Annotated in this window: 19 protein-coding genes and 2 pseudogenes; 9 read left to right on the top strand and 12 right to left on the bottom strand. The window is 68.9% G+C overall.

Going from position 1 to position 23122, the window contains the following annotated elements; genetic code table 11:
- Positions 1 to 19 precede the first annotated feature (19 nt).
- Positions 20 to 2494: a low temperature requirement protein A gene (locus tag ACTMS9_RS14690; protein ID WP_441165202.1), complete on the bottom strand. Its 2475-nt coding sequence runs from the start codon at positions 2492 to 2494 to the stop codon at positions 20 to 22.
- A 450-nt stretch (positions 2495 to 2944) separates the two neighbouring features.
- Here ACTMS9_RS14690 and ACTMS9_RS14685 point away from each other — a divergent pair, with 450 nt between their 5' ends.
- The 3 genes from ACTMS9_RS14685 to ACTMS9_RS14675 all read left to right on the top strand — a co-directional run bounded on the left by ACTMS9_RS14685 (position 2945) and on the right by ACTMS9_RS14675 (position 6340).
- The gene (locus ACTMS9_RS14685; RefSeq protein WP_441165201.1) at positions 2945 to 5473 is read left to right on the top strand and encodes an alkaline phosphatase D family protein; all 2529 of its coding nucleotides are present in this window, start codon (positions 2945 to 2947) and stop codon (positions 5471 to 5473) included.
- A 272-nt stretch (positions 5474 to 5745) separates the two neighbouring features.
- Entirely contained in the window at positions 5746 to 5931 is a 186-nt protein-coding gene (locus tag ACTMS9_RS14680; RefSeq protein ID WP_441146611.1) for a hypothetical protein, read from the top strand.
- Between the two features lie 85 nt (positions 5932 to 6016).
- Positions 6017 to 6340 carry an STAS domain-containing protein gene (locus ACTMS9_RS14675; RefSeq protein ID WP_441165200.1) on the top strand — a complete coding sequence of 108 codons (324 nt, stop codon included), beginning with the start codon at positions 6017 to 6019 and terminating at the stop codon, positions 6338 to 6340.
- A 74-nt stretch (positions 6341 to 6414) separates the two neighbouring features.
- Here the strand turns inward: ACTMS9_RS14675 and ACTMS9_RS14670 are convergent.
- Positions 6415 to 6611: pseudogene (locus ACTMS9_RS14670) on the bottom strand (PhoD-like phosphatase N-terminal domain-containing protein); the annotation flags it as partial.
- A gap of 32 nt (positions 6612 to 6643) precedes the next feature.
- Positions 6644 to 7135 (bottom strand): DUF6010 family protein, encoded by a 492-nt coding sequence (locus tag ACTMS9_RS14665; RefSeq protein ID WP_441165199.1) that lies wholly within the window; start codon positions 7133 to 7135, stop codon positions 6644 to 6646.
- Between the two features lie 83 nt (positions 7136 to 7218).
- Between ACTMS9_RS14665 and ACTMS9_RS14660 the strand changes: the two genes are divergently transcribed.
- Entirely contained in the window at positions 7219 to 8202 is a 984-nt protein-coding gene (locus ACTMS9_RS14660; RefSeq protein ID WP_441165198.1) for a GlxA family transcriptional regulator, read from the top strand.
- Between the two features lie 473 nt (positions 8203 to 8675).
- Positions 8676 to 8984, top strand: a complete 309-nt coding sequence (locus ACTMS9_RS14655; RefSeq protein WP_441165197.1) for a hypothetical protein — start codon at positions 8676 to 8678, stop codon at positions 8982 to 8984.
- A 123-nt stretch (positions 8985 to 9107) separates the two neighbouring features.
- Here the strand turns inward: ACTMS9_RS14655 and ACTMS9_RS14650 are convergent, their stop codons facing one another.
- The 4 genes from ACTMS9_RS14650 to ACTMS9_RS14635 all read right to left on the bottom strand — a co-directional run bounded on the left by ACTMS9_RS14650 (position 9108) and on the right by ACTMS9_RS14635 (position 11992).
- Positions 9108 to 9680, bottom strand: coding sequence for a GNAT family N-acetyltransferase (locus tag ACTMS9_RS14650; protein ID WP_441146602.1), 573 nt, complete (start codon positions 9678 to 9680; stop codon positions 9108 to 9110).
- 133 nt (positions 9681 to 9813) lie between these two features.
- Entirely contained in the window at positions 9814 to 10491 is a 678-nt protein-coding gene (locus tag ACTMS9_RS14645; protein WP_441165196.1) for a DUF1062 domain-containing protein, read from the bottom strand.
- Positions 10492 to 10963: 472 nt separating this feature from the next.
- Complete coding sequence (locus tag ACTMS9_RS14640) at positions 10964 to 11470, bottom strand: serine hydrolase domain-containing protein (RefSeq protein WP_441146821.1); 507 nt, start codon at positions 11468 to 11470, stop codon at positions 10964 to 10966.
- Positions 11471 to 11524: 54 nt separating this feature from the next.
- Positions 11525 to 11992 (bottom strand): hypothetical protein, encoded by a 468-nt coding sequence (locus tag ACTMS9_RS14635; protein ID WP_441165195.1) that lies wholly within the window; start codon positions 11990 to 11992, stop codon positions 11525 to 11527.
- 637 nt (positions 11993 to 12629) lie between these two features.
- Between ACTMS9_RS14635 and ACTMS9_RS14630 the strand changes: the two genes are divergently transcribed.
- Positions 12630 to 12983: a hypothetical protein gene (locus tag ACTMS9_RS14630; RefSeq protein WP_441146596.1), complete on the top strand. Its 354-nt coding sequence runs from the start codon at positions 12630 to 12632 to the stop codon at positions 12981 to 12983.
- A 154-nt stretch (positions 12984 to 13137) separates the two neighbouring features.
- Here the strand turns inward: ACTMS9_RS14630 and ACTMS9_RS14625 are convergent, their stop codons facing one another.
- Positions 13138 to 13938: a hypothetical protein gene (locus ACTMS9_RS14625; protein ID WP_441146594.1), complete on the bottom strand. Its 801-nt coding sequence runs from the start codon at positions 13936 to 13938 to the stop codon at positions 13138 to 13140.
- A gap of 175 nt (positions 13939 to 14113) precedes the next feature.
- Here ACTMS9_RS14625 and ACTMS9_RS14620 point away from each other — a divergent pair, with 175 nt between their 5' ends.
- The 3 genes and pseudogenes from ACTMS9_RS14620 to ACTMS9_RS14610 all read left to right on the top strand — a co-directional run bounded on the left by ACTMS9_RS14620 (position 14114) and on the right by ACTMS9_RS14610 (position 15713).
- On the top strand, positions 14114 to 14329 hold the full coding sequence (locus ACTMS9_RS14620) for a hypothetical protein (protein ID WP_441146592.1): 216 nt from the start codon (positions 14114 to 14116) through the stop codon (positions 14327 to 14329).
- A 306-nt stretch (positions 14330 to 14635) separates the two neighbouring features.
- Positions 14636 to 14737 (top strand): annotated as a pseudogene (locus ACTMS9_RS14615) (O-acetyl-ADP-ribose deacetylase); the annotation flags it as partial.
- 115 nt (positions 14738 to 14852) lie between these two features.
- Positions 14853 to 15713, top strand: a complete 861-nt coding sequence (locus ACTMS9_RS14610; protein WP_441165194.1) for a DUF4253 domain-containing protein — start codon at positions 14853 to 14855, stop codon at positions 15711 to 15713.
- Between the two features lie 121 nt (positions 15714 to 15834).
- Here ACTMS9_RS14610 and ACTMS9_RS14605 read toward each other — a convergent pair whose 3' ends face one another.
- From ACTMS9_RS14605 to ACTMS9_RS14590, 4 genes are all read right to left on the bottom strand, one after another.
- On the bottom strand, positions 15835 to 16200 hold the full coding sequence (locus ACTMS9_RS14605; protein ID WP_441146588.1) for a tyrosine-type recombinase/integrase: 366 nt from the start codon (positions 16198 to 16200) through the stop codon (positions 15835 to 15837).
- Positions 16201 to 16438: 238 nt separating this feature from the next.
- On the bottom strand, positions 16439 to 18925 hold the full coding sequence (locus tag ACTMS9_RS14600) for a low temperature requirement protein A (RefSeq protein ID WP_441165193.1): 2487 nt from the start codon (positions 18923 to 18925) through the stop codon (positions 16439 to 16441).
- A gap of 391 nt (positions 18926 to 19316) precedes the next feature.
- Positions 19317 to 20369, bottom strand: a complete 1053-nt coding sequence (locus ACTMS9_RS14595; RefSeq protein WP_441146584.1) for a LacI family DNA-binding transcriptional regulator — start codon at positions 20367 to 20369, stop codon at positions 19317 to 19319.
- Positions 20370 to 20447: 78 nt separating this feature from the next.
- Positions 20448 to 23000, bottom strand: a complete 2553-nt coding sequence (locus ACTMS9_RS14590; protein ID WP_441165192.1) for a GH32 C-terminal domain-containing protein — start codon at positions 22998 to 23000, stop codon at positions 20448 to 20450.
- Positions 23001 to 23122: the final 122 nt, after the last annotated feature.

Below are 23122 nucleotides of genomic sequence, written 5' to 3'. Positions count from 1 at the left end.
GCGTCCACTCAGTGGCAGGTCAGCCGTCCTGAGTGGGGCGTTTGTGTGGCCGGCCGGTCGACCTGGGAAATCGGAATGTGATCTTGATGCGGCCCTCATGGTTTCGCTGTGCCATTTCGATCATGGAGAATCCGACGGAGACTGCGGTCAGTATGGCGAGTGCGGTCAGCGCTTGGAGGTTGGCGGTGGCGGGCGTCAGTGCTGTCACTACCAAGGTCTGAGCGATCCGTGGCGGGTCAACGTGACGTGACAGCCGCCAGCGGAACCCCTGGTCCGCCAGCAGGTAGATAATGACGCCGCCGAAGAGGGCGAAGTGCGGGAGCAGGTAGACAGGGGCCCCGTCGAGCAGACCTTGGCTGCCCAGCACGGACATCGTCTTGCCCAGCCCGAGCGCGACCAGCACGACCCCGGCGACCATCGGCAGATGCAGAAGCGCGTAGGCGTCGGCGGCAAGTCTCGAGCGTCGTGCCGGTTCGCTGGCGGCCAGGGCCGGCTCGCCGTGGACCGCGGTTGTGCTGAAGTAGATCCACCAGAGTGCGGCGAGCAGCGCCGTGCCGAGACCGGCCGCGACGATGATCTGGGCGGAGATCGGTGTGTACACGGCGGCTGTGCCCATCGAGATGACCGCCTGACCGAGCGCGATGATGATGATCAGGCTGTACCGGTCGGCCCAGTGCTTCGCAGACCAGGCCGGCGGCAAGTGGGGCCCGACCAGTCTGTTGCCGACCAGGTCCACGGCGATGGCGGCGAGCCATAGCCCGGCACGGACCGGCGTCAGCAGCCGGACGTCGCCCGCCGGCTGCGGGATCAACGCGGCAGCCAGCAGAATGACCAGCGCGAGCATCGTCGGCACCGCGCTGCGCGCCACGCTGGCCCGCTGCGTGGGGGCCTGCCGGACGACGACAGTCCAGGATGTGCCGAGGAACAGCAGCCGGATCAGGGCGTAGCAGGCCACGAAGACAAGGGGCCCAGACAGACCACCGACGGCATCGTTGAATGCCTGCGGGCTGGCCAAGGTGATGAACGTGGTGAGTGCGACGACCAGCACCATCACCAGGCGCACCACGGGGTGCTCCGAGCGGACCCCGATACCCAGCCAGGTGTAGACGCACCAGGCGAGCCAGAGCACAACCAGCACCAGCAGCCCGCGCACCACCCCCCGCCAGGTCGGATCGCCGGACATAACAGCGGTAACCTGCAGGAACGCGTATACGAAGACCAGATCGAAGAAGAGTTCCTTCGGCGTCACACCGCCCTGCTTCAGCACGGGCTGAATCTCAGCGTGCAGTTGGCGGTGCCGGTGCCGGAAGACAGTCGCGTCGGCCAGCGCCATCGCGCCCACCGCGGCGGTGAGCAGGCCCACCTGGACCAGCACAGGAAGCTGAAGCGCGATCGGTGCGAGTGACCCGACGAGGATGACTCCGAGGACGGGTGACCGGCCCAGCAGGCGCAGCGTACGCAGCTCGAACAGAATCAGCCCGACAAGGTAGAGGATCACCCCGCCGTAGAGCACCAGCAGTCCCATCCTCCCGATCGGCATCTCCGACGCCAGCCGCAGCTCGTAGAGCGCGGTGTGCAGGCCGAGAGCGACGAGGACGAGGCCGGCCGTCATGAGCAGGTGCAGGAAGCTGTACGCGTCGCGTCCAAGAACGGTTCGCCGGGCCTCCGACACCCCTGCCATCGCCTGCTCCGCCGCGAACCTGGCGATGTCGAAGTAGGTCCACCACAGCGCCCCGGCAAGGACCACACCGAGCAGCGTGCCGGCCAACACCTGAACAGTGAGAGGTTGGGCCACTGCCGCCCCTTGGCTCAGGCCAATCGAAATGATCGCCTCGCCGAAACCGATCAAAATGATCAAACTGTGCCGCTCGGCCCAGTACGAGATGGACTTGATGTGCCAGCTCGCGCTGCCCAGCAGTAGCGTCCCGGCGTAATCGGCGACGATCACGCAGGCCACCAGCGTGAAGCGGACCCATTCGCGGGTCACCTCGCCGTGGACATGATCGGGAAGGATGGCGGCAGCGAGCAGCGCCAGCGAGCCCCCCAACCTCGCGGGCCAGGCTTTCCGAAGACTTCGCCGGGTTCCCGGTTCCACCACTCCGGCGGCGGTAGCGACGAAGAGAGGGCCATTGCGTGCAATCACGTAGCAAACCGCGAACACAACAGGCCCGTTGAGCCCACCTTCGCGGTCGACGAAGGCTTCCCGGGCCGTCAGAGCCATCACGAACAGCGTCGCGCTGATGCCAAATATGAACAACGGCATGACGCCCCGGTCCAGCCGGACCACGTTGCCGAGCCAGGCATAGGCCGCCCAGCAACCCCACAGCAGCACGAGCAGCAGCAGACCCCGAGGTACGCCCGCCGGATTGAACTGCTCGACCGCCAGCCCGGTGACGTTCAAAAACGCGAAAACGAAGATCAGGTCCAGGAACAGCTCCAGCCGAGTGACGCTGCCCTCCCCACGCGCCACCCGGACCGGACCGAAGCCTCCCACCGCCTCACTCTGTCAACCAGCCGACCCCGCAACAGGCGATCCGCCCAAGTCGCCCGCTGCGCCCGCCCGCACTCCCCGCGCCAGACGAATCTCACCGAACCGGGATGCCGCCGCGGTCCGCGACGGCCGGCTCATCGCCCGCCCGTCGTTTTCCAGCTCCAGGCCGTCCGCAAAGCCCGCACCGCCGGCACCCCCCACTGCACCTGATCACCCACGAGATGGGTCAGTCCATCCTTGCTCCGCCACGCGTCACTCCTGCCCAAAGTTTCCGCGAGGCATCGCGTGCAGGCTTGCGGAGGGCCCTCAACCTGCGCCTCGTCTGCTTGTGTTGCCACCTGAGCGGAATTCTCACTCGCCGGACCGCTGTCCTTCACATGATCTTCAGGAGCCAGGCGGTCGGACTGTCGACGCTGTCGGGACTACTTCGTCTCGATCAAAGCAGGTGTGGCAGTGGCGGACGCATCCTCCATCAGCCGGCGACGGTTCCTGACCCTCGCGGGCGGTACCGCCGGCATGGTTGCCGTGAGCCAACTGGTCGCGGAGCTTCCTGCGGCGTACGCGGACGAACTGGACCCGGCGCCGTTCACCCTCGGGGTCGCGTCCGGCGAGCCGGACCACGAGAGCGTCGTGCTGTGGACGCGGCTGGCGCCGGATCCACTGAACGCGGTTGACGGCGGGATGCCGGCGTATCCCGTTCAGGTCGCCTGGGAGGTGGCCCGCGACCCGCAGTTCCGTCACGTGGTCCAGTCGGGTGAGGTGACGGCGGCCCCGGGGACGGCGCACACCGTGCACGTGGTCGTGGGCGACCTGGCCCCCGACCGTTGGTACTGGTACCGCTTCCGCGCCGACGAGGTGTACAGCCGCACCGGACGTACCCGGACCATGCCGCCGCCCGGCGCCAAGTCCGACCACATGCGGTTCGCCTTCGTCTCCTGCCAGTCCTGGGTCGGCGGTCCCTACCCGGCCTACCGGGACCTGGCCGCACAGGACCTCGACTTCGTCGTCCACCTCGGCGACTACATCTACGAGACCACCAACGGCAGCCTCACCGAGTTTCGCCGGCTGCACGCGCTCTACAAGACCTCCCCGGACCTGCGCGCCGCCCACGCCCGGTTCCCGTTCGTTCTGACCTGGGACGACCACGAGGTGCAGAACAACTACGCAGGCTCCATTCCGCCCGGCCCGGCCGACGGCCGGCCCTTCCTGGAGCGACGCGCCAACGGCTACCAGGCCTACTACGAGCACCTGCCGCTCCGCCCCGAGCAGCGCCCCACCGGGCCTGACATGCTCATGTACCGCCGGGTCAACTTCGGCCGGCTGGCCCAGTTCAGCGTGCTCGACACCCGGCAGTACCGCAGCGACCAGGCGCTGGGGGACGGGCGTAAGGAACCGACCGGCGAGGTCTTCGATCCGACCCGCACCATGACCGGCCCGGAGCAGGAGCGGTGGCTGCTCGACGGGCTGAGCCGGTCGAAGGCACGCTGGAACGTCATCGCCCAGCAGACCATCATGGCCGCTTTCGACTACGACCTCGGGCCCGGGCAGATCGTCAACCTGGACCAGTGGGACGGGTATCCGCCGGCGCGGTCCCGCATTCTCGACTTCATCGCCACGCGGCAGGTCTCGAATCCCATCGTCCTCAGCGGGGACTGGCACACCCACTGGGTCAACGACCTGAAGACCGACTTCACCGACCCGGGCTCGAAGACGGTCGCCACCGAGTTCGTCGGCACGTCGATCTCCTCCGGCGCCGGGTGGGACGCCGACGTCCGGGCCGGCCTCGCGGCCAACCCGCACGTCAAGTTCTACAACGGCAGCCATCGCGGTTACGTGATCTGCGACGTCACCGAGCAGCGCTGGCGGACCGACCTGCGCATCGTGTTGAACGCCCGAGACGCCGCCTCGCCGGCCTACACCATCGCCGCGTTCGAGGTGCTCGACGGCGCACCGGGAGCGCACCGGATTGACGCCGGCGACGGCATCATCGCCCGGGTCACCGACGCAGCCACGGGCGCGGCCCTGCCCAACGTGCAGGTGACGGTGACCGCGACGGACGACATCCCGCCGGTGGCGAGCACCACGGACCCGTCGGGCGAAGTGCTCGCCTTCGCCCCGCCCGGCAGGTACACCGTCGCCGTGAACGGGGTCGGCTACGAGCCGGTCAGCCATCCCGTGACTGTCATCGAAGGCGCGCCGACAAAGCTCGACCTGCCGCTGCACCGGGCCGCGACCAGGGCCGGCACCGGTCGAACGATCCCCGGACCCCAGTCCCAGGCCGGCACGGCCGACCTGGTGCTCGGCAACGACCTGATGGCGCTGGGCGTCTCGGCCGGCACCGACGACCCGCAACTGTCCGGAGTCACCGTCGGCAAGCCACTGGACCTGGCTGCGGTCGGACACCTCGACCAGCTCGACTGGATCAACCTGCCGTACGCCTCGGCGACGCAGCCCCGCGGCGGCAACGCCTGGCAGCAGCGCACCGTCCGGTCCACCGCCGTGGAGGTGCTCTCCGCCGGCGGCTCGGCGGCGACCGTACGAGCCACGGGCGCCAGCACCGCCGTGCCCGACCTGCGGGTCGTCACGACCTACACCATCCGGCCGAACGAGCCATGGGTGACGGCGGAGAGCGCCTTCACCAACCTCGGCACGGCGCCGCGCACCTTCTGGACCGGCGACGCGCTCGACCACGACGGCGCCGGCCAACGCAGCGGCGTCCCGGGGCACGGAACCATCACCAGTGGCACCCCGGCCGACTACCCGCCCACCGCGCCCTGGCTCGGAATGACCGGCTCGGACCGGCAGACCTACGGACTGCTCTACGAGGACACGAGCTTCGTCGCGTACGCCGCCTACAACTGGGTGATGAGCCAGCGGCAGGTGACCCTCGCGCCGGGCGAGACATTCACGCTGCGGCGCCGGATCGCGGCCGTCGACTGCGGCGACGGCGCTGACCCGTTCGCGGTGCTCGACCGACTCTGACGGTTCGACGTGGGCGGGCAGCGGAGAACTGCCCGCCCGTGCTCGTCGACCCGCCATGAATGCCTCGACCACCTGCCCGTAGTCGGTGAGGCCTACCTGCGGGACCGCTTGCGTCCAGACCGAGCCCGTGATCGCAGACCGTCTCGAACAGTGGCCGAAATGGCCGAGCCGCGAAGTCGGGGCGCACGCGCAAAGCCAGCAGCAGGCGCCAGCCCGGGTCCAGCGCCCGGGCGAAGACTGGATTCGACAGCGCCGACCAGTCAGGTTCCAGAATGCTCTCTCTTGTGGTGGCCGTACTCGCCCTGCTCGGCGGCATGACATGGCTTGTCATGAGTCAGCCGGGTGCGGGCAATCCTGTGCTCAATCGACCGCTGATCGCGACGGGGCTGCTGTTCTGCGTGATCACCGCCGGTCTTCACGCTCATCGCGGCGGTCGTGACCTGGCCGTGACCAGGTGAACTTTCTCCGAGAACACTCGACCCTCCCGCGGCGCGGACCCTAACCTGACGATTCGGAGAACACCGGGTAACGGAAGGTAACGCGATGACCGCCACCACGGTCGACATCAAAACCAGACCCGACGGCACCCTCGTCATCCACCCCTACGGCGTCCTCGACGCCGCGGACGCCCTCGGGCTGCGCCGCACACTGGTCCAGGCCATCCGGCACACGCGGCCTCTGCGCCTGGTCATGGACCTCGCCGACGTTCAGGACCTCGACCCGATCAACCTCGGTACTCTTGCGGCCGCCTGCCACCTCGGTGATGACCACAAGGTCGCCGTCTACCTCGATCACTCCTCCGCGTCCCTCGCGAACCTGCTGGCAGCCGCAGGCGTTCCCCGGAACCGCCTGCGGCACATCACCTGACTTCGAGCATGAGTTGCCTCGACGACGCCGGAACGTGCCGGTAAGGGTGGCGTGCGCCCGCCTCGGGTCTTCACCGCGGCGACCTGCCACACCACCGGCACGACGTGCGGCGGCATTCCACCGGTCCCGTCAGCAGCGAGCGGGTCCGGGGCCAGGCGGGTCCACAGTACGACGCCGTCGGGGAGCGGATCCCCGGAGGCGACCCCGAGCGTGAACGGTTCATCGGTGAAGTCGGGCTCTGCCCACCAGGTGCGGACGAGAAGCCGGCGATGGCCGCGGCAACACCTGCTCCTGCCGCGCCTGTCAGTCCCAGGAGTGCGCGCCGGCTGGCTGATCCTGGTCGTGACCACGTCTGGTTCCGGCTAACGGGCAGTGGGCCCAGCCTTCACCCGGCTCGGGGTGTCGCGGGCGGAGGCGGTGCAGCTGTTCCGTCACCGACCAGCCGCCCGTCAGGCACCACAGGGCGATGACCGGGTCGCAGATGGCGCAGCCGTGCGACGAGCCGGGCACGAACGGGATGATTGGGGCTCCCTTCAGGTGGTGGAGGACATCCCAGGCGGTGTGCAGCAGCCAGCCGACGCCGATCCATGTCCAGGACCTCAGTCCCCGCCATGCGACGTAGACCATCAGGGCGACGAAGGGGAATTCCCATGCCCCGACACCACCGCCGCTGAGGTACGCCGCTCCGGCACCGCCCACCATGACCGCGTTGACGTGGCGTCGGTGCGGCTCGCGGATCAGCGCGTTGAGGCCCACGTACAGGGCGCCGATGAGCAGGGGCACGAGAATCGTCATGGCGGTCGAATCTAGGGCCGAGTCGGTGCCCCTGACAGGGGGCGGCGAGCCGACAGTCGACGGATTCGCGCCAGGATGTTCCCATGCACGATGTGGTGGTACTCGCCTACGACGGCGTCGTCCCGTTCGACCTGTCCGTGCCGGTGGAGGTGTTCGGTCGGGTGCGCCTGGCCGACGGCCGTCCGGCCTACCGGGTCCGCGTCTGTGCGGCCACGGCCGAGGTACGCGCCGGCGCGGTCGGCCTTCGGGCGCCGCACGATCTCACTGCGCTGGCCGAAGCCGGCACGGTAGTCGTACCGGGAATGGCCGACCTCGACGAGGCGGTGGACGTCGGGATACTGGAAGCTCTTTCCGCCACTGCGGCCCGGCTGGTGTCGATCTGCACCGGGGCTTTTCTGTTGGCCGCCGCCGGGCGGCTCGACGGTCGCCGTGCCACCACCCACTGGGCCGCCGCGGCCGAGCTCGCCCGCCGCTGTCCCGACGTCACCGTCGACCCCGACGTGCTGTTCGTCGAGGATGGACCCGTGCTCACCTCCGCGGGCGCGGCGGCCGGACTCGACCTGTGCCTGCAAATCGTGCGCAGCGACCACGGCGCCGCGGTCGCGGCCGAGACCGCGCGGAGCTGTGTCATGCCGCTGGAGCGCGCGGGCGGCCAGGCGCAGTTCATCGCGCACGAGCCGCCCCCGCCGGCCGAGAACGGTCTGCAACCGCTGTTGGCCTGGCTGACCGACAATCTGCATCGTCCGCTCACTCTGGCCGACATCGCCGCGCACGCCGCGATGAGCACCCGATCCCTCAGCCGGCATTTCCGAGACCAGACCGGCACCACGCCGCTGCGGTGGCTGAACCGGCAGCGGATCCGCCGCGCGCAGCAACTGCTGGAACGCACCGACCAGCCAGTGGAACGAATCGGGACGCTCGTCGGCTTCCCCTCACCGACGGCCTTCCGCGAGTCCTTCCGCCAGGTCGTCGGCGTACCGCCCCGCGTCTACCGCGCCGCGTTCCCACCCGCCGAGCGGCGACAATCGCGGGTCGCGCAAGGCAAGGTCACGACCCGCCGTCTATGACGGTCTCGGATGGAGAGCGCCGCGGCTTCTGGTGAATGCGGGTGAACGGTGCAACGTTCCTGATACAACGAGCGGTTCGCTCCCGGCTCCGCGATGGTGCGCTGGCGTACCGAGCCGAGGAAGCGGTGGTGCAGCGGTAAGGGCGGGGTGGCGAGGTCACGGCTCGCGGCCGCCAGGCAGGAGCCAAGGCAAACAGCCAGATTGGTTCGTGCCCTCCGACGGTCGTGTCCGGATAGGGCCAACCGCGCTCACGGTACCGGTCCGGCAGTGGGTCACCGCCGTGGCGGCGCTCGCCACCGTATGGCTGGTGTGCGCCTGCTGCGGGTTCGCCGTGGTCCTCGACGAGAATGATGACTTGCTCTGCTTCGCCGCCCGCGACAGCGAGGTACTTCCACTGCCGCCAACGCTGCACCTGAGGTCAGCCGACAATTGCGCCGACGGCGGCAGCAGCGGCAACTGCACGGCGGTTTGTGGTGACGGCCACCAACGGAGCCACCCGCGCGGCGATGGTAGCCCAACTCGTCGACCACCTGCGCCGCCTCGGGTGGCCCCTGCTGCTGCAGCACTCCGTCTATCACGGCTGCCGCGAGACCGGCGGAATCCTGCCGTGGACACCACACTACCTGTGGCTGTACGCCGACGCCGAGCCCATGCCGGCACGGCCGGCAACCCCTCCCGAGGCAGTCATCGTCTACATCGGCCACGTTGGGAAAGAAGACATCCCTCTTAGGTCACGCGACGGCAGCGGCCTCACTCCTTTCACGACCGGGCACCGGGCTTGATCCGGTTGTTGTGACACTGCGTAGCGCCGCAGTCGGCGGCATGAGAATGCCCGATGCCGGCCCCTCGACGCAGCGAAGCGAAGCACCCGGATGCCGGGCGACGTCGCGCGAGGGAGCGAGGACTCAGCGGGCGGGCACCGGCTCGGACGACGGCCGCCACCCTCGCCTGATCAGCCCGTAGACCCACGAGTCAGAGACCTCGCCGTTCACGACGCAGTCTTCGCGCAACGTCCCTTCACGCACGAACCCGAGCTTCTCCAGCACGCGGGCAGATGCCACGTTGCGTGTATCGGTCTCCGCCTGGACGCGATTCAGGTCCAGCGTGTCGAATGCCCACCGCAACAAAGCGCGCACGGCCTCCGTCGCGTAGCCGTGGCCCCACGCTGCATCGTCGAAGCAGTAGCCCAGCGATGCGCTGCGGTAGTCCGGATTCCAACGGGTCAGGCTGCACCAGCCGATGAACGCCCCGTCGGAGTCACGATCCACGGCAAGCCGCGCCCCGGTGCCCCCCTCTGCCATCTGCCGGCAAGCCGTGATGAACCGCTCAGAGCGGACGCGTTCGCTCCACGGTGGCGCGTCCCAGTAGCGCAGCACGTAGGCGTTGCTGTGCAGCGCGAAGAGGTCGTTCGCATCCGCGTCGTCGAAGGGACGCAGTCTAAGGCGAGGGGTGTGCAGCGTGGGGGTGGGCAGCGCCATGGGCGTCATGTTCCCTCCTGTGATTGGTGGCCGATCAACCAGACATCCGGTCCCGGCCACTCGCAATGGGTTTTCCCGGCGGGCGGAAGGACGCACGCTCATCGGCACGTCCGGATGTATGCACCCCGGGCGATCACCTTCGTGGCCGGTATCGGGCCGGCCCTGACCTTCGTTCGCGCCCGGTCATGAGCGACCGCGCGCGGACCGCCGCGTGATGCAGTCCGGGGCAAGGCCACCTTGCCTCTCGCTCCGGCTCAGGCCCACGGCGGCGGCTGAAAGCAGGACGAACGAGAAATCCCTGTGAGTTCTGCGGTCCAGCGCAATGCCGATCTTGACGCGACGAGCGATTTCCCCGCGGCTGATGCCCAGCCCTCTGGGTGATGAGCCGTTCGGGGCCAAGGGGCACGGGGTCGTTGAAGATGACCGAAACCTGGACGGGCCAGGGGCTTTCGGGAGGGGACGGGGCGAGCAGTTCACAGGATGAGTCGAACCGGTTGCGCCGGTCGATCAACGGGTCGAGAAGGACGCGGGCGACAAGGGAAGAGGAGTTGCCGGAGTAGCCCTCCAGCAGGATCGGATCCAGGTACCGGACCGGGACGCGATCGTGAACGGTGGTTTTGCTGGTGCGGTCGCAGGAAACGCAGGCGACCAGGAGCCAGATGTCGAGGAGTTTGCCGGCGGCATTGACGCGGAACTTCCCGTCGCCGGTGCTGGCGAGGCCGTAATGGCAGTGGACGCAGCGGAACGCGAGCAGGGGAAGGAGCGTGCGCCGAACGGTCTGGGACAGCACGATATGAGGACGCGTAGACATGATCTCTCTTAAGACCTGACGAAAGGCATGGGAAAAGAGCCGACGGCGACGTCGGCGACCGATGCACGGGGAAGGTGTCAGGTCTAAAGAGCAGGCGGCGTCACGCGGGGTGAAGTCCTCTTGTGAGTGGGTCGGAGAAGAAGATCCAGTTAGAAGGTAAGGCGGGAGGGGCTGGCAAGGCCACCCAATTTTTCCTGGTGCCGAACACTGAGGGGCGAAGTCAGCGAGCTGGGCGTCGACCACGCGCCGGTCGCCGCCGCGGCCCCTTTCTGCCGTATTCCGGCCGCCCCCCGGGTGGGACTTGTTCCCTCCCGCTGGCCTTCACCCTGGCAATGAGAGTGCGGCTGGTCGTCATCGCGGCAGGTCCCGCCCCCAACCGGGAGAACTCCTTCGAGTGAGTAGGTCACTGGCCGGTCTCCGGGCGGCGCGTGCGGACACCGTCGCCTGACGTGGCTGTCTCCGGCCCCCGCGGTCAGTCGTCGATCGCCTGGTAGACAGCGGTCCAGAAGTCGTGCCACATCGGCAGCCTCTGGTCGCCCGCGTGCGCCCGCTGCATGATGAAGATCGTCGTCATGTCCTCGGCGGGATCGTTGCACCAGGCGGTGCCGTAGTAGCCGGGCCATCCGTAGCTCCCGACCGATGGGCCGAGGTGCGTGCGGGTGCGGACCGACATCCCGAAACCCCAGCCCATGGTGTCGAAGTACCCAGGCCAGAACCCGGAGACCGCCTTCTGGGTCGGGGTCAGGTGGTCGCTGGTCATCAGGGTCACCGACGGCCGCGAGAGCACCCGCTCGCCGCGGTAGGGGCTGCCCGCGAGCAGAGCCGTGGCGAAGGCAAGGTAGTCGTCGGCGGTCGAGACGAGCCCGCCGCCACCTGATTCGAACGCCGGTGGCCGACTCCACTGCCCGTCGGGGACGTCTTCGACGACCGGCTCGCCGGTGGCGGTATTGTCGCGCCGCCGACCGGGCGCAACGCGAATCGACGAGGCGCGGTGTGCCGAATCAAGTCTCGAGCGGACTACGCAGCCGGCTGATCAGTAGTGGGCGAGGATCTGCGTGACAGGGTGGCCGAGAAGGGTGGCCACGTCGGCGAGTTCCTGGGCATCGAGTTCGTACTTCGCGCGAGTCGGGTTCATGGCGCACACCTCGAATCGCGCGAAGCCGACCGGCCAGTCGAAGCGGAGTGTGACCAGTGAGACGACCGCAGCGCAGCACGGCACCGTCGTATCCAGGTTGTCGAAACTCTCGCCGCTCTCCTCGATCAGATCGTAGAACCACTCGATATCGATCTCCCCGACGCAGCGCGAGCACGTGATCCGCGTGGTGTTCTCGCCGGCGTCGATCAGAGTGACTTTGTCGTAGAAATCGTGGTCGACATGCTCGATGTCGTCGTCAGGACCGGAAAATAGCCGAGCGACGTAGGCCACGGCCGCGGCAGCGGCCTCGGGGGTGGGCTGCCAGTTCAGGTCCGTCGGGATCAGGCGGATGTATCCATCACTCACGGCAGTCAGGATGCCTTGCCTGATGCCCTCATCAACGCCCGGGCTCGAGATCGCACTGTTCCTGGACTTCCTTCGGGCACTGCGAAGGCATGAGCTGGTGCTAAGCCAGCGGGACGAATGCCGTTCCGAATGGAACACCCGCCACCTCCACGCCGTCCGCGAGCGCACCGGCAGCCGCGGCTGAGCCTATGGGGATACGCACATACCGCGCTCGGGTGTCCCTCGCCGACTCTTAGCGTCCTGTCGTCGGCAAGACCGCGCGCCGAGCGCAGGCGCACGCCCGTCACGCACCGCGACGCTCGGTTGGCGGCATGAGCGAGCGCTCGTCCAGCCCAGCGCCGGCGCCGCATCCGGCGCTCGTCTTATGGATAGCCGGGCTGCGGAGATGAGCCGGCATACCGCGGCCAGCCACTGGACGGATGTCGGCGAGAATCTCCACGTGCGTCATCTGAGTCGGGATCAGCTCTCCGCTTCACCGCTGCCCGCCGGCCCCTTGGCCGAGGCGTGGAGCACCTACCTGACGTGCTGGGCGCAAGGGCGGCGCCGTGACGCCTTGGCCAGCGCTAGCCAATTCGTTGACCTCCTGTCTGCCGCAGGGCTCGGCCCCTGCGCGGCTTTCGCCCGGTGGGTGTGCGCGATGCTGTTCGACAGCAGTGACTGGTGGGCCGGACAGTGGGGCGGCGGCATGATCCTGCGCAATGCCCGCTGGGAACGGCCAGCGGAGCTGGCGTTGACCGTCCACCCGATCGTCGTTCGGGTCCTCCTGCCCTACCTGATCGACGGGCTGCACGAACAGGACGGCCCACACCTGCGCTGGATGTATCAGTTCGCAGTCGGCCAGAGCTACCGGCTCCCTCCCCGCGAACGGCACCAGATGACGGCCGCCATCGAAGCCCGGTGCGGGCTCGCGGCACCACCGATCGCGTTACTGCAACACGCCGCCGACGACCCTAGAGCCCGTCGCATGCTGCGGGACGCGGAGACCGACTGACCCACGCCAGGCCATCGCCGCAGCAGCGACCAGCACGCCGGAAGCGCGCCTGTTCGTCTCCCTGCCCCCGGCACACCCGCACAGCCCGCGACCCCCCGCGCGAGTCGCGGCATGAGCGTGCGCTGGGCCAGCGGGTCAGAGGTGTGAGCGCCTTCTATCGGAGCTCGAGTTTGGGTGCGGGTAGTCGATCGTCTCCGAAGGAGAAGAGGCGCCGCAGCTCCAGGCGCAGTTGTTCGATCTCGTGGTTGTCTAGGTGGAGCCTGACCGGGTACGTCGCCGACCGTGTTCCCCAGGTTCGGGCCGCTTCGTCGGTCAGCTGTAGGCGTAGCGTCCGCCGGGTCAGCATGAGCGCGACCAGCCCTTGGAAGACCGGTACGTGGTGCTCGGTGAGCAGGCAGTAGCCGTCGTCGTCGCCGGGGTCGTACTCGTCATGCGCTGGGTCGAATGCCTGAAACTCCAGGATGCGGGGCCGGTCGTCGAGGTCGCGGCCGGCCAGAGCCACGCACAGGACGGCGCCCTCGTCGCGCATCGACAGTTCCGACGCGGTGAAGCCGGTCCGGGCCCGGCGTAACAGCGCCGCGGTGAGCCGCCGTATCGGCCCGGGGGCCTCACCCGGGCCGTAGGGCCGGCCGCTGTCGACCTCGATGATGTGCTGGACGTGTTCGACGGCCATGTCGAGCATGCTGTAGGTCAGCTCGGTGACCCCGTTCGGCCCGACGAACCGTAGGGCAACGTCACCGGCCGTGGTCGGTCCGTGCTGTTGCCACCAGCCAGCCAACGGCGCCGCCAGGACCGACAGATCGCGCATCTCGTCGGCGGTGAACCTCACGACGTCGCCAACGCGATCGATCTCGATACCGTTGGCAGCAACGGCCCTGGCCGCGGCGACCAGCATTCCCCCCGGGTCCACGGTCTGACCACGGACGACCAGGCTTACCCCGAATCCCACCGGCACGCGACGAAGCGTAGACGTCGGTCACGTACCGCATCAGCCCACGGCCGAAGGAGACCACCCAGACCAGCCGATCAAGCAACGGTGGCAGCGACGTGCATGAACGCGGCAGATCCGCGACCAGATCACCGCCGCTCAACCATTTCCCGATGGCGGTATCGCCCTCCAGCTTGCGTTCGTGGTCGGGCCCCGCCGCGCCTGGCCGAACTTCTGGAAGGCCACGATCGACTCGCTCGGCTCAATCTTGGGGCGTGACGCCGGTGCCCGCGAGTGGAACGCACGCGACGGCCGCATCACAGACCTCGGGCTGCACTGCGTCATCGACCCCTCCGCGGGCAACCAGGTCACCATCGCGATCCGAGCCTGCACCGTCGGCAATCAAGCGGTCCGCTGACGCGACGGCGACGCCGCCGCACGACCCGGCTCGACGCAGGATCAACGGTCAGCGCAGACCGATGCCGTGACGCCACAGGCACGGGCCCGGCTCACGGTGCGCGGCATGTCAGGGCGGCATCAGGACTTGGAGTCGGCCCTACTGGTAGGGCATGTATCTGACCGTCCTCGGCTACCGCGGCCAGAGGGACCGCTCCTACGGCAAGCGCATCAGCCTCACGCCCGACGGAACCAGATGGCCTGGGTCTGTAGCCGGTGCTCACGGGCAGAATAGTGGCGTGCCAGTCGTCCCGCCGTCCTCGGGGACATCACGACGCAGGATGTTGATGCCACCGTCAACGCGGCGAACAAGGCTATGAACGGAGGCGGCGGTGTGAATGGCGCCATCCATGGCCGCGGAGGCTCGGCGAGGGGACCTCTCGACCAGACCTGGGCGATGCTGCGTGCGTTGCTCGCCGGATCGTAATTTGCACCCGGACCCACCTCGACGCCGCGTCGCGTCGATGATCGGAGACACTTTCACCGTGCGAAACGACCTCGACCAGATCGAAGCGGCGTTCGTCGGCACGCCACTGGCCGGCCTGCCGATCGGGCACGGCCCGTCGGGCACTGTCCTCGTCGCCGACATCGACCCCAATCGCCTGCACGAGGCCTGGCAGGCTGCCGACGCACTGGTGCCGGTCATCGGACGCCGGCCCGTCATGGTCACCGACGACTTCGACGACACGCTGAGGATCCGGCCCGAGCCCGAGCCGGGTCCGTCGGAGTCGGAGCTGCGCGCGTTCGCCGAGGCGGCCGAGTCTTCCGAACCCTGGCTGGCCTACCGCCACTACAGCGAGGACGACGAGGTCGACGAGGGCGGGGTCGAGTACTACGCGCGTGGCATGGCCGGCGTCGACCTGGACCTGACGGCCCTGGTGTCGGATGTGGCGCTGCCGACTCCGCGCCAGGCGCTGGAGCGGGCGCTGTACGATCGGCTGCTCGCCGACGCCGACCTGTACGCCCGGGTGCTTGGCAGCGTGCGGTTCGTGACACAGACCGACTACTGGTACACGCCTGACAGCGTCCTGCTCATGTTGCTGCCCACCAGCGACGTCCGCAGCTCGGGGTACTGGGTGGACTTCTTCGGTGCGCTCACCCGGGAGTACCAGTGGACGCTCGCCGAGGTGTTGGCGCAGTGGCGCCACCGGTGGGACGCCCGCCTGGTCGCGTCGTGGGGCACCATGCTGCAGTTCCAGGTGGGTCGTCGGCCGGCACCGGGTGACGAGGCATGGAACGCGGCCGGCCAGCTCAAGGCGCTCGCCCCGAACCTCGACCTGAGCCGGTGGGAGGTCGCCGTTGCCTTGCCCGCCGGGGACGCGTGGTTCGTGCACAACCGGCCCTGACAAACTCGACCAGACCGTAACCCCCCGAGCTCGGCCGTCGCCTGCCGACTGAGCCGCTCCTTGAGGTCGTGGCCCCAACTCGGCCGAGCCGCCCCCTCATCGGCGAAGCCGCGAGCGCTGGCTATGTCCTGGAGGCCATGTACGCGGCCAGGATGTAGTTGGGGTGCCGGTCGAGGTTCTTGCGGGCCCGGTCGTAGCGCATGGTGGTTCGCGGGGCGGCGTGGCGGGCGGCGATCTGCACGTCGCGCAGGCTGACACCGGCGCCGAGCATGGTCGTCACGAACGTGTGGCGCAGCATGTGGGGATGCATCCTCGGCATTCGGATCCCTGCGGCCTGGGTCCGGTGCTTGAGCCGGCGGGTGGCGGCGTGCCGGTCCATCCGCACGCCGACGGTGTTGCGCAGGATCGGTCCGCTGGTGCGGTCGTCGACGGCCTTGTCGTAGCTCGGCCGCAGCCGGTGGCAGCGGGACGAGCACGCCCTTGCCACCCGCGGACGACGGGCGGCGGCGCGAGCCCATGGTCGCGGATCATCCACCGCGACTCGACCTGTCACAGGGCGGCGTCCACCGCGTCCGAGGCGCTGATCGTCCCGCAACGGGACGTGTCGATCGTTCGCCTGAGAGAGGTTGCGCAGCCTCGCGTTGATGCACCTCATCCTCCTCATGCACACGATTCGACAGATCTCGGGTGCGGAAAGGTCAGGAACGGGACGGCGCTCCACCGGGCTACGTGATCGGGTTGCCCGGCCGGGCGTCGGTCAGGATGGCCGAGCGTGGTTCGGACAGTCGTCGCCGTAGGTCGGCGGCACGGAGCGAGTCGATCGCCATCACGGAAACGCTGGTGGCGGTCAGGATAGTCAGCGCCAGCAGCGGCGACAGCGGGCTGGTCACCAGCGCGAGGACCATCACGAACAGGATTCCGACAACGCGGACCCAGCGGACCTCGCGCTGGACACGCCACCAGAATGCCTGGTTGGCAAGAAGATAGACGATTGTCCCGGCGAAGAGGATGGCGTGTCCCAACGGGGTACGCGCCGGTCCTGACGGTTCGCTCAGCACGTCGAGAATCTCACGCAGGCCGACGGCGAGCAGCATCAGCCCGGCAATCATCGGCAGGTGGAGGTAGGCGTACGCGTCGCGGGCCAGCGCCGCCCGCTGATCGCCAGTGCGGGCTTGCAAGGTGCGCTCTCCGACAACGGCGTCGGTGTCGAAGTACGCCCACCAGAGCGTGGCCAGCAGGACCATGCTGGTGACGATGGCACCGACGACCGACCACGAGATGGGGCGGCCGGAAACTGCCACTCCCGTTGAGATGATCGATTCTCCCAGTGCAATGAGGATGATCAGGGCGTACCGGTCGCTCCAGTGTCTGGCCGAACTCACGCACCAGAACCGCAGGACGAGGTAGCCGCCGGCGAGGTCGACGACGATGGCTGCCAGCCAGAGGCTCGCCACCAACTGCCCCAGCACCTCCGGAGCGTCCGGTCGCGCGGACGTCAGGGCGGCGACCATCAGCAGGACGAGCGCCGTCAAGGTCGGGACGCTCGCCCGCAGCACGTGTGCGGGTGGCGCCCGGTCCGGGCGGCCAACAAGCCGGAGCGCGGCCAGGTGCAGTAAGCGGAGGGCGATGTAGCAGGCGACGACGACCGTCGGCCCGGGCAGGCCGTCCGGCACGTGATCGAACGCCTGCGGGATGGCGATACCGATGGTCAGGGCCAGCGCCACGACCAGCAGGACACTCAACCGGACGGGGATGGACTCGCTGCGCAGGGCGTTTCCTACCTGGGTGTAGCGGGACCAGGCGATCCACAGCAGGGTGAGCACTGCCAGTGCCTGGGCGACCCCCGGCCCGGTGGAATGCCGGCTCGTCAACACCGTGACCTGGATGAACGTATAGACGACCACCAGATCCAGGAACAGTTCCTTCGGCGTGACCCCGGTGCCGGTGGTCCGGTCTGCCGCCTCCGCCACCCGTTCGTGCAGCGCGCGGTGCCGCCGACGGAAGACGGTGAGGTCAGCCAGGACCATACTGGCGAGAAGGGCGGCAAGCAGCCCTACGGCACCCACCGCCGGCAGGTGGACCGCGACCGGCACCGCGGCACCCACCAGAACGACCCCCAGCAACGGGCTCCGACCCAGCAGGCGAATGGTGCGGTACTCGAGAGCCACCATGCCAAGCAGGTACAGAAGGACACCTCCGTAAAGGACCAGCGTGCCCAGCTCGTCCCACCTGGCTGCGTCGGCGGGCTCGACCGAACTCAAGGCACGTTTGAGCCCCAGCGCGAACAGGGCGAGGCCGACAATCATCGGAAGGTGCAGGATCGTGTACACGTCGCGGCCGAGTCGTGACCTGGCGGATGCCGGCTGCTGCTCCAGTGCCCGCTCGGCGGCGAATCCGGCGATGTCGAAGTAGCGCCACCAGAGCACGGCCACCACGATGAGGCCCAGCGCCGAACCCCCGATGACCGACCAGGTGATCGGGGGATCACCGATCAGGCCGCGGCTGGTGCCGATCGAGATGATCGTCTCGCCCAGTGCGATGAGCATGACCAGCCGGTGCCGCTCTGCCCAGTGCGGCACGGAGGCGATTCGAACGCCACCCATGCCGATCGCTCGTACGCCGATGAAATCGACAGCGGCGGCGGCGAAGAATAGGGCCAGCCGGACAGTCTCACCGTCGATGCCCGAGGGTAGGAGACGAGGAAGTAGCGCGCCGCACAGCAGCAGAACCGCGCCGCCGGCAAAGGGCAACCACCTGCCGAGGACGGACGCTCGGATCGGCTGCTCGCCTGATCCGGCGTACGTCAGGATCAGCAGTGCAACGAGCCGGGCAAGCAAGAAGGCGACGACGAAGATCAGCGGCCCGAACAGGCCTCCCGGCCGGTCGGTGAAGGTCACCGGCGCGGCGATGCCGATCAACAGGATCGTCGCGGCCACGCCGAACATGACCAGCCGAATGATTCCCCGGTCTACCCTGACTAGATTGCCGAGCAACGCATATGAGCTCCAGCATCTCCACAGCAGCAGGATCACCAAGACGCCTTGGAACACGCCCTCGACTCGGAAGTTCTCCGCCATGAGGTTCGTCGCAGCGAGGAATGCGTACACGAAGACCAGGTCGAGGAACAGTTCCAACTTGGTGACGCCGGCAGCCCCGGTGGAGAAGTGAAGGTTCCCGAGGACTCGCGCAAGGCGCTGGTGCCGCTGCCGCACCGGCCGCCTCCTGCTCACCTTTCCCACTCTGCCAACCGCCGGCTGACCGGATGGCGGGTTTGGCAAGTCCGTCCAGCACACACCTTGGAGCGCGCCCGCATCGACGCCCAGGTACGCGACCTGTGTACCACCCGCGACCGACTCGATTCGATCATCAGCGCCGCGCGCGAACGGAGCCGGCCCGCACCACCGAACCTGACTGGGGGTTCTACCTCGCCAACCGAATCCCAGTCCGCATGACAGGACTACGCAGACCGGGTTGACCGAAGTCATCAATGGGCGCGACGGCCAGCAAGCGACGGCCGATGCTCACCTGCCGGTTGCACATCCATGAGGCGATCCGGTGATACCGCCCTGACGGGCGTTACATTCCCGCCATTGCGGGTGCGCCTCAGTCCCGGTGCGGCCCCGCGATTTCGCCCGACCCGCGGGCGATCAGCCGGGTCGGCACGAGGTGGGTCCTCGGCTGCCACTGCTCCCCGTCGAGGCGGCGGAAGATCAGGGAGGCGGCGACCCGGCCCATCTCGGACGGGTTCTGCGCGACGACGGTGACGCCCGGCTGGAGCAGGTCGGCAAGGGGGAAGTCGTCGAAGCCGACGAGGGCGACTTGCTGCTGCCGGCCGAGTTGCTGCAGCGCCCGGATGGCGCCGATGGTGACGAGGTTCTGCGAGGTGAAGAGGGCGGTCGGCGGGGACTCGCGGGTCAGCAGCCGGCGGGCCGCCTCCTCGGAGTCGCGCTCGGTGTGCAGGTCGTGGACGATGTTCGCGGCATCGGGCCGGATGCCGTGGTCGCTGAGCGCCTCCTTGAAACCCCGGAAGCGCTGCCGGGCGGTGGAGATCGTCTGGAGGTCGCCGAGGTAGGCGATGTCCCGGTGGCCGTGCCGGACCAGGTGGTGGGCAGCGGCGGCGGCGCCGTCGTGGTTGTCGGTGAGGACGGCGTCGACGGGCAGCCCGACCGGGGGCCGGTCGACGAACACCACGGGGGTGCCGGCGTTGACGTCGCCCATCAGGTAGCTCTGGTTGTCGCTTGCCGGCACCACCACCAGGGCGTCGGCCTGCCGCATGGTGAACGCCCGGACCAGGTCGCGCTCCCGCTCGGGGCTCTCGTCGACGCTTCCGGCGAAGATCAGCACCTCCCGTTCGCGGGCGGCGTCCTCCAGCGCCCGGTGCAGCGCCGAGGAGAAGGGGTTGGCCAGGTCCTCGAGGACGGCGGCGATCGCCGCGCTGCGGCCGCCAGCGCGCCGCAGGCTGCTGGCGGTGAAGTTCGGACGGTAGTCGAGCTGCGTGATCGCCCGCTGCACGGCCGTGATCTTGGACGGGGAGACTCCCGGTTCGCCGTTGACCACCCGGGAGGCAGTCTTCGTGCTCACGCCAGCGAGCAGGGCGACGTCCCGTAGCGTGGGCCGAGCCCGGGCAATCGTCGAATTGGAAACCGCACCGTCCATGAGCGCTCCTAGCGGAGGCGACGCCGGGGACCGCGGTACCTGCCGCGGCCCCCGGACTGCTGATGATCGGGTCCCAGGTTATCGCCACACGGACCGCAGCGGCCGGACGGTGAGTGACCGCACCAGCACCTCCCCACCCTCGGCGAAGAGCCGCGTCTGGTCGCTGCCCGGCGCGGGGAAGATCTGGTCGGTGATGGTGGTCTGACCCGCCCCGCCGAACACCTCGACGGAGGAGCGGTCCAGGTAGATCGTCATGCGCACCCGGTCGCCATCGACGGAGAGCGGGCCGGAGTGCACGCCGGGGAAGAGCGGGCTGAACCCGACGTCGCCGGAGCGGGTCCGGTCGACGTAGAGGCGCCGCGCGGCGGCGTCGTACCCGATCACGGTCCGCTCGCCGTCTCCGCCGCGTACGTGCAGGCCGAACCGGTCGGCGTCGCGGAGTTCGAACTCGGCCTCGATCTCCAGCACGGTCCCGTCGGCGGCTGCCGGCAGGTCCCGCACGCCGGGTCCGACGACGGCGTCGCGCAGGGCGTACGCGCCGCCGGCCCCGCGGAGCCGGCGGATCTGGCTGACCGGTCGCTGGACGAGCTGCACCTCCCCGTCGATCGTGGCGAGCCCGAACTCCCGGGGCAGCGCCATCGCGCCACGCCACGGGGAGGTGGGGATGCCGCCGGCGTACTGCCAGTTGTTCATCCACCCGACGAGCACCCGCTCGCCGCCCGGGACGCCGTTGTACGAGATCGCGGCATAGTAGTCCTTGCCGTAGTCGACCCAGTCGTAGCGCTCCAGTTCGCTGCCGGCCGGCCGGTCGGCGAACATGACGTGGTCGACGAGGATGTGGCCCCAGCCGCCGGAGCTGAAGTCGTTGATCTCCAGGTGGGCCCGCCGGCCGGCCAGGTCACGGACGTCCCAGGCGACCCAGTCGAGGCGTTCGCTGTTCTTGCCGGTGGCGGTGCGGACCACCTTGTTCTCGACGACCAGGTTGACTGCGGTCTCCACCGACCGGGGCAGCACCGGTTCGTCGGTCGCGATCAGGTGGTCGACCAGGAGGTGCCCCCAGCCGCCGGTGTTCTCGTCGACGATGCGCAGCTGGGCGCTGCGGCCCCGGTACTCGGCCACGTCCCAGCTTCGCCAGTTCACGAAGCCGGAGAAGTTCCCGGTGCCGGTGCGGACCACCTCGCCGTCGACGAGCAGTTCCACCACCGTCCGCGCGCTCGCATCGACGTGACCGCCGGCGCCGACGAGCACGCTGAGGTGGTTCCGGTCGATAGGGAACGCCGGCGAGGTGAGCGTCCCGGTCGTCGTGTCGGCCTCGTAGAAGGTGGTGAGCAGTTTGTCGCCCACGTGCCCGCGTTCCGAGCGGGCGGGACCCACCACTGGCGTCCGGCCGCGCAGCCCGTCAGTCGCCGTCCAGCCCGCCTGCTCGTACGTTTGGCCGTCGGGCAGCTCGAAGTCGAGCACGGTCTCGGCGCCCTCGGGCACGAACTCGGTGGTCGCGCCGGGCAGGTGCGGGTGCGCGCCACCGCCGACGAGGAGGTTCAGGAAGTCCTGGTCGAGGGTGAACTCGGGGGAGATCATCCGCCCTTTCGGGGTGTCGAAGCCGAGGAAGCTGTTCACCAGGGAACGGCCGCGGAAGCCGCTGACCAGCTGCTGGCCGGGGACCGTCCCCGGGTAGGGGGCGGTGCCGAAAGGCCCGGGGGCCAGCGTCGGGTCGTTCTCGATCGTCCAGCCGGCGTAGTCGCCGTCAAAGTCGGCGAAGAGTGTTCCGGCCGGGGGCTCCGGCTCGCCGGTCACCATGTTGTCCGCGGTGAAGGTGGTCCCGTCCCAGTCGCCGACGAAGTACTGAGCGCCCGACCCGCCGGCCACTGACCCCGGGTTCAGGTTGACCACCAGCACCCACTTGGTGCTCTGCGGGTCGCCGTCGACCGGCACCTCGAAGAGGTCCGGCACCTCCCAGACCCCGCCGGTGGCGTTGGCCGGGCCGAAGTCGCTCAGGTAGGTCCACGCCTTGAGGTCGGCGGAGCGGTAGAAGCGAACCTTGTGCTCGGTGGCCAGCACGATCGCCATGACCCAGTAGCCGGCCTCGGCGTCCCAGAAGATCTTCGGGTCGCGGAACTCCCGCGACCCGAGGTCGAGCACAGGGTTCCCGGCGTACTTCGTCCACGTCCGGCCGTGGTCGATGCTGTAGGCCAGCGACTGGGCCTGGATGCCGGTAGCCGGGTAGGCGCTGGTGTAGACGGCGACCATCGCCGGCACGCCAGGGCGGCCGAAGCCCGAGGTGTTCCGCTCGTCGACGACGATCGACCCGGAGAAGATGTGCTCGTCGGCCGAGTAGGGGAGCGCGACCGGCAGCTCCTCCCAGTGGAACAGATCGCGGCTGACCGCGTGGCCCCACGACATGTTGCCCCACTGCGCACCCTCGGGGTTGTGTTGGTAGAAGAGGTGCCATTCGCCCTGGTACCAGACCAGCCCGTTCGGGTCGTTCATCCAGTTCCGCTCGGGACTGAAGTGGATCTGCGGGCGGTACGGCTCGTCCCTCGTGCCGCCGGTCGCACCGCTGGCGGTGGCGCCGGGCATCGCCGCCACCACGGCCGCGGCCGCGCATGCGGCCAACCATCGTCGGATTCTCATCCACATCCTCCGTCCGTCATGACCGCCGGCCGTCCGGCCGGCGGTGGGCGCCCGGGTCCCCGCGCTGGACACCGTCGGTGGTGGGGCGCCGGGTGCAGCGATCCTGCGGCTGCTTGACATCG

Source organism: Micromonospora sp. L31, from assembly GCF_052068075.1.
GTDB classification, from domain to species: Bacteria; Actinomycetota; Actinomycetes; order Mycobacteriales; family Micromonosporaceae; genus Micromonospora; species Micromonospora purpureochromogenes.
This window is presented reverse-complemented; position numbering and strand designations above follow the sequence as displayed.

What these genes read in the sequence shown, in the direction of transcription:
- ACTMS9_RS14665 (WP_441165199.1), bottom strand. Translation starts at nt 7,135, where the DNA reads ATGACGATTCTCGTGCCCCTGCTCATCGGCGCCCTGTACGTGGGCCTC.
- ACTMS9_RS14675 (WP_441165200.1), top strand. Translation starts at nt 6,017, where the DNA reads ATGACCGCCACCACGGTCGACATCAAAACCAGACCCGACGGCACCCTC.
- ACTMS9_RS14630 (WP_441146596.1), top strand. Translation starts at nt 12,630, where the DNA reads ATGCTGTTCGACAGCAGTGACTGGTGGGCCGGACAGTGGGGCGGCGGC.
- ACTMS9_RS14680 (WP_441146611.1), top strand. Translation starts at nt 5,746, where the DNA reads ATGCTCTCTCTTGTGGTGGCCGTACTCGCCCTGCTCGGCGGCATGACA.
- ACTMS9_RS14660 (WP_441165198.1), top strand. Translation starts at nt 7,219, where the DNA reads ATGCACGATGTGGTGGTACTCGCCTACGACGGCGTCGTCCCGTTCGAC.
- ACTMS9_RS14645 (WP_441165196.1), bottom strand. Translation starts at nt 10,491, where the DNA reads ATGTCTACGCGTCCTCATATCGTGCTGTCCCAGACCGTTCGGCGCACG.
- ACTMS9_RS14595 (WP_441146584.1), bottom strand. Translation starts at nt 20,369, where the DNA reads ATGGACGGTGCGGTTTCCAATTCGACGATTGCCCGGGCTCGGCCCACG.
- ACTMS9_RS14590 (WP_441165192.1), bottom strand. Translation starts at nt 23,000, where the DNA reads ATGAGAATCCGACGATGGTTGGCCGCATGCGCGGCCGCGGCCGTGGTG.
- ACTMS9_RS14650 (WP_441146602.1), bottom strand. Translation starts at nt 9,680, where the DNA reads ATGGCGCTGCCCACCCCCACGCTGCACACCCCTCGCCTTAGACTGCGT.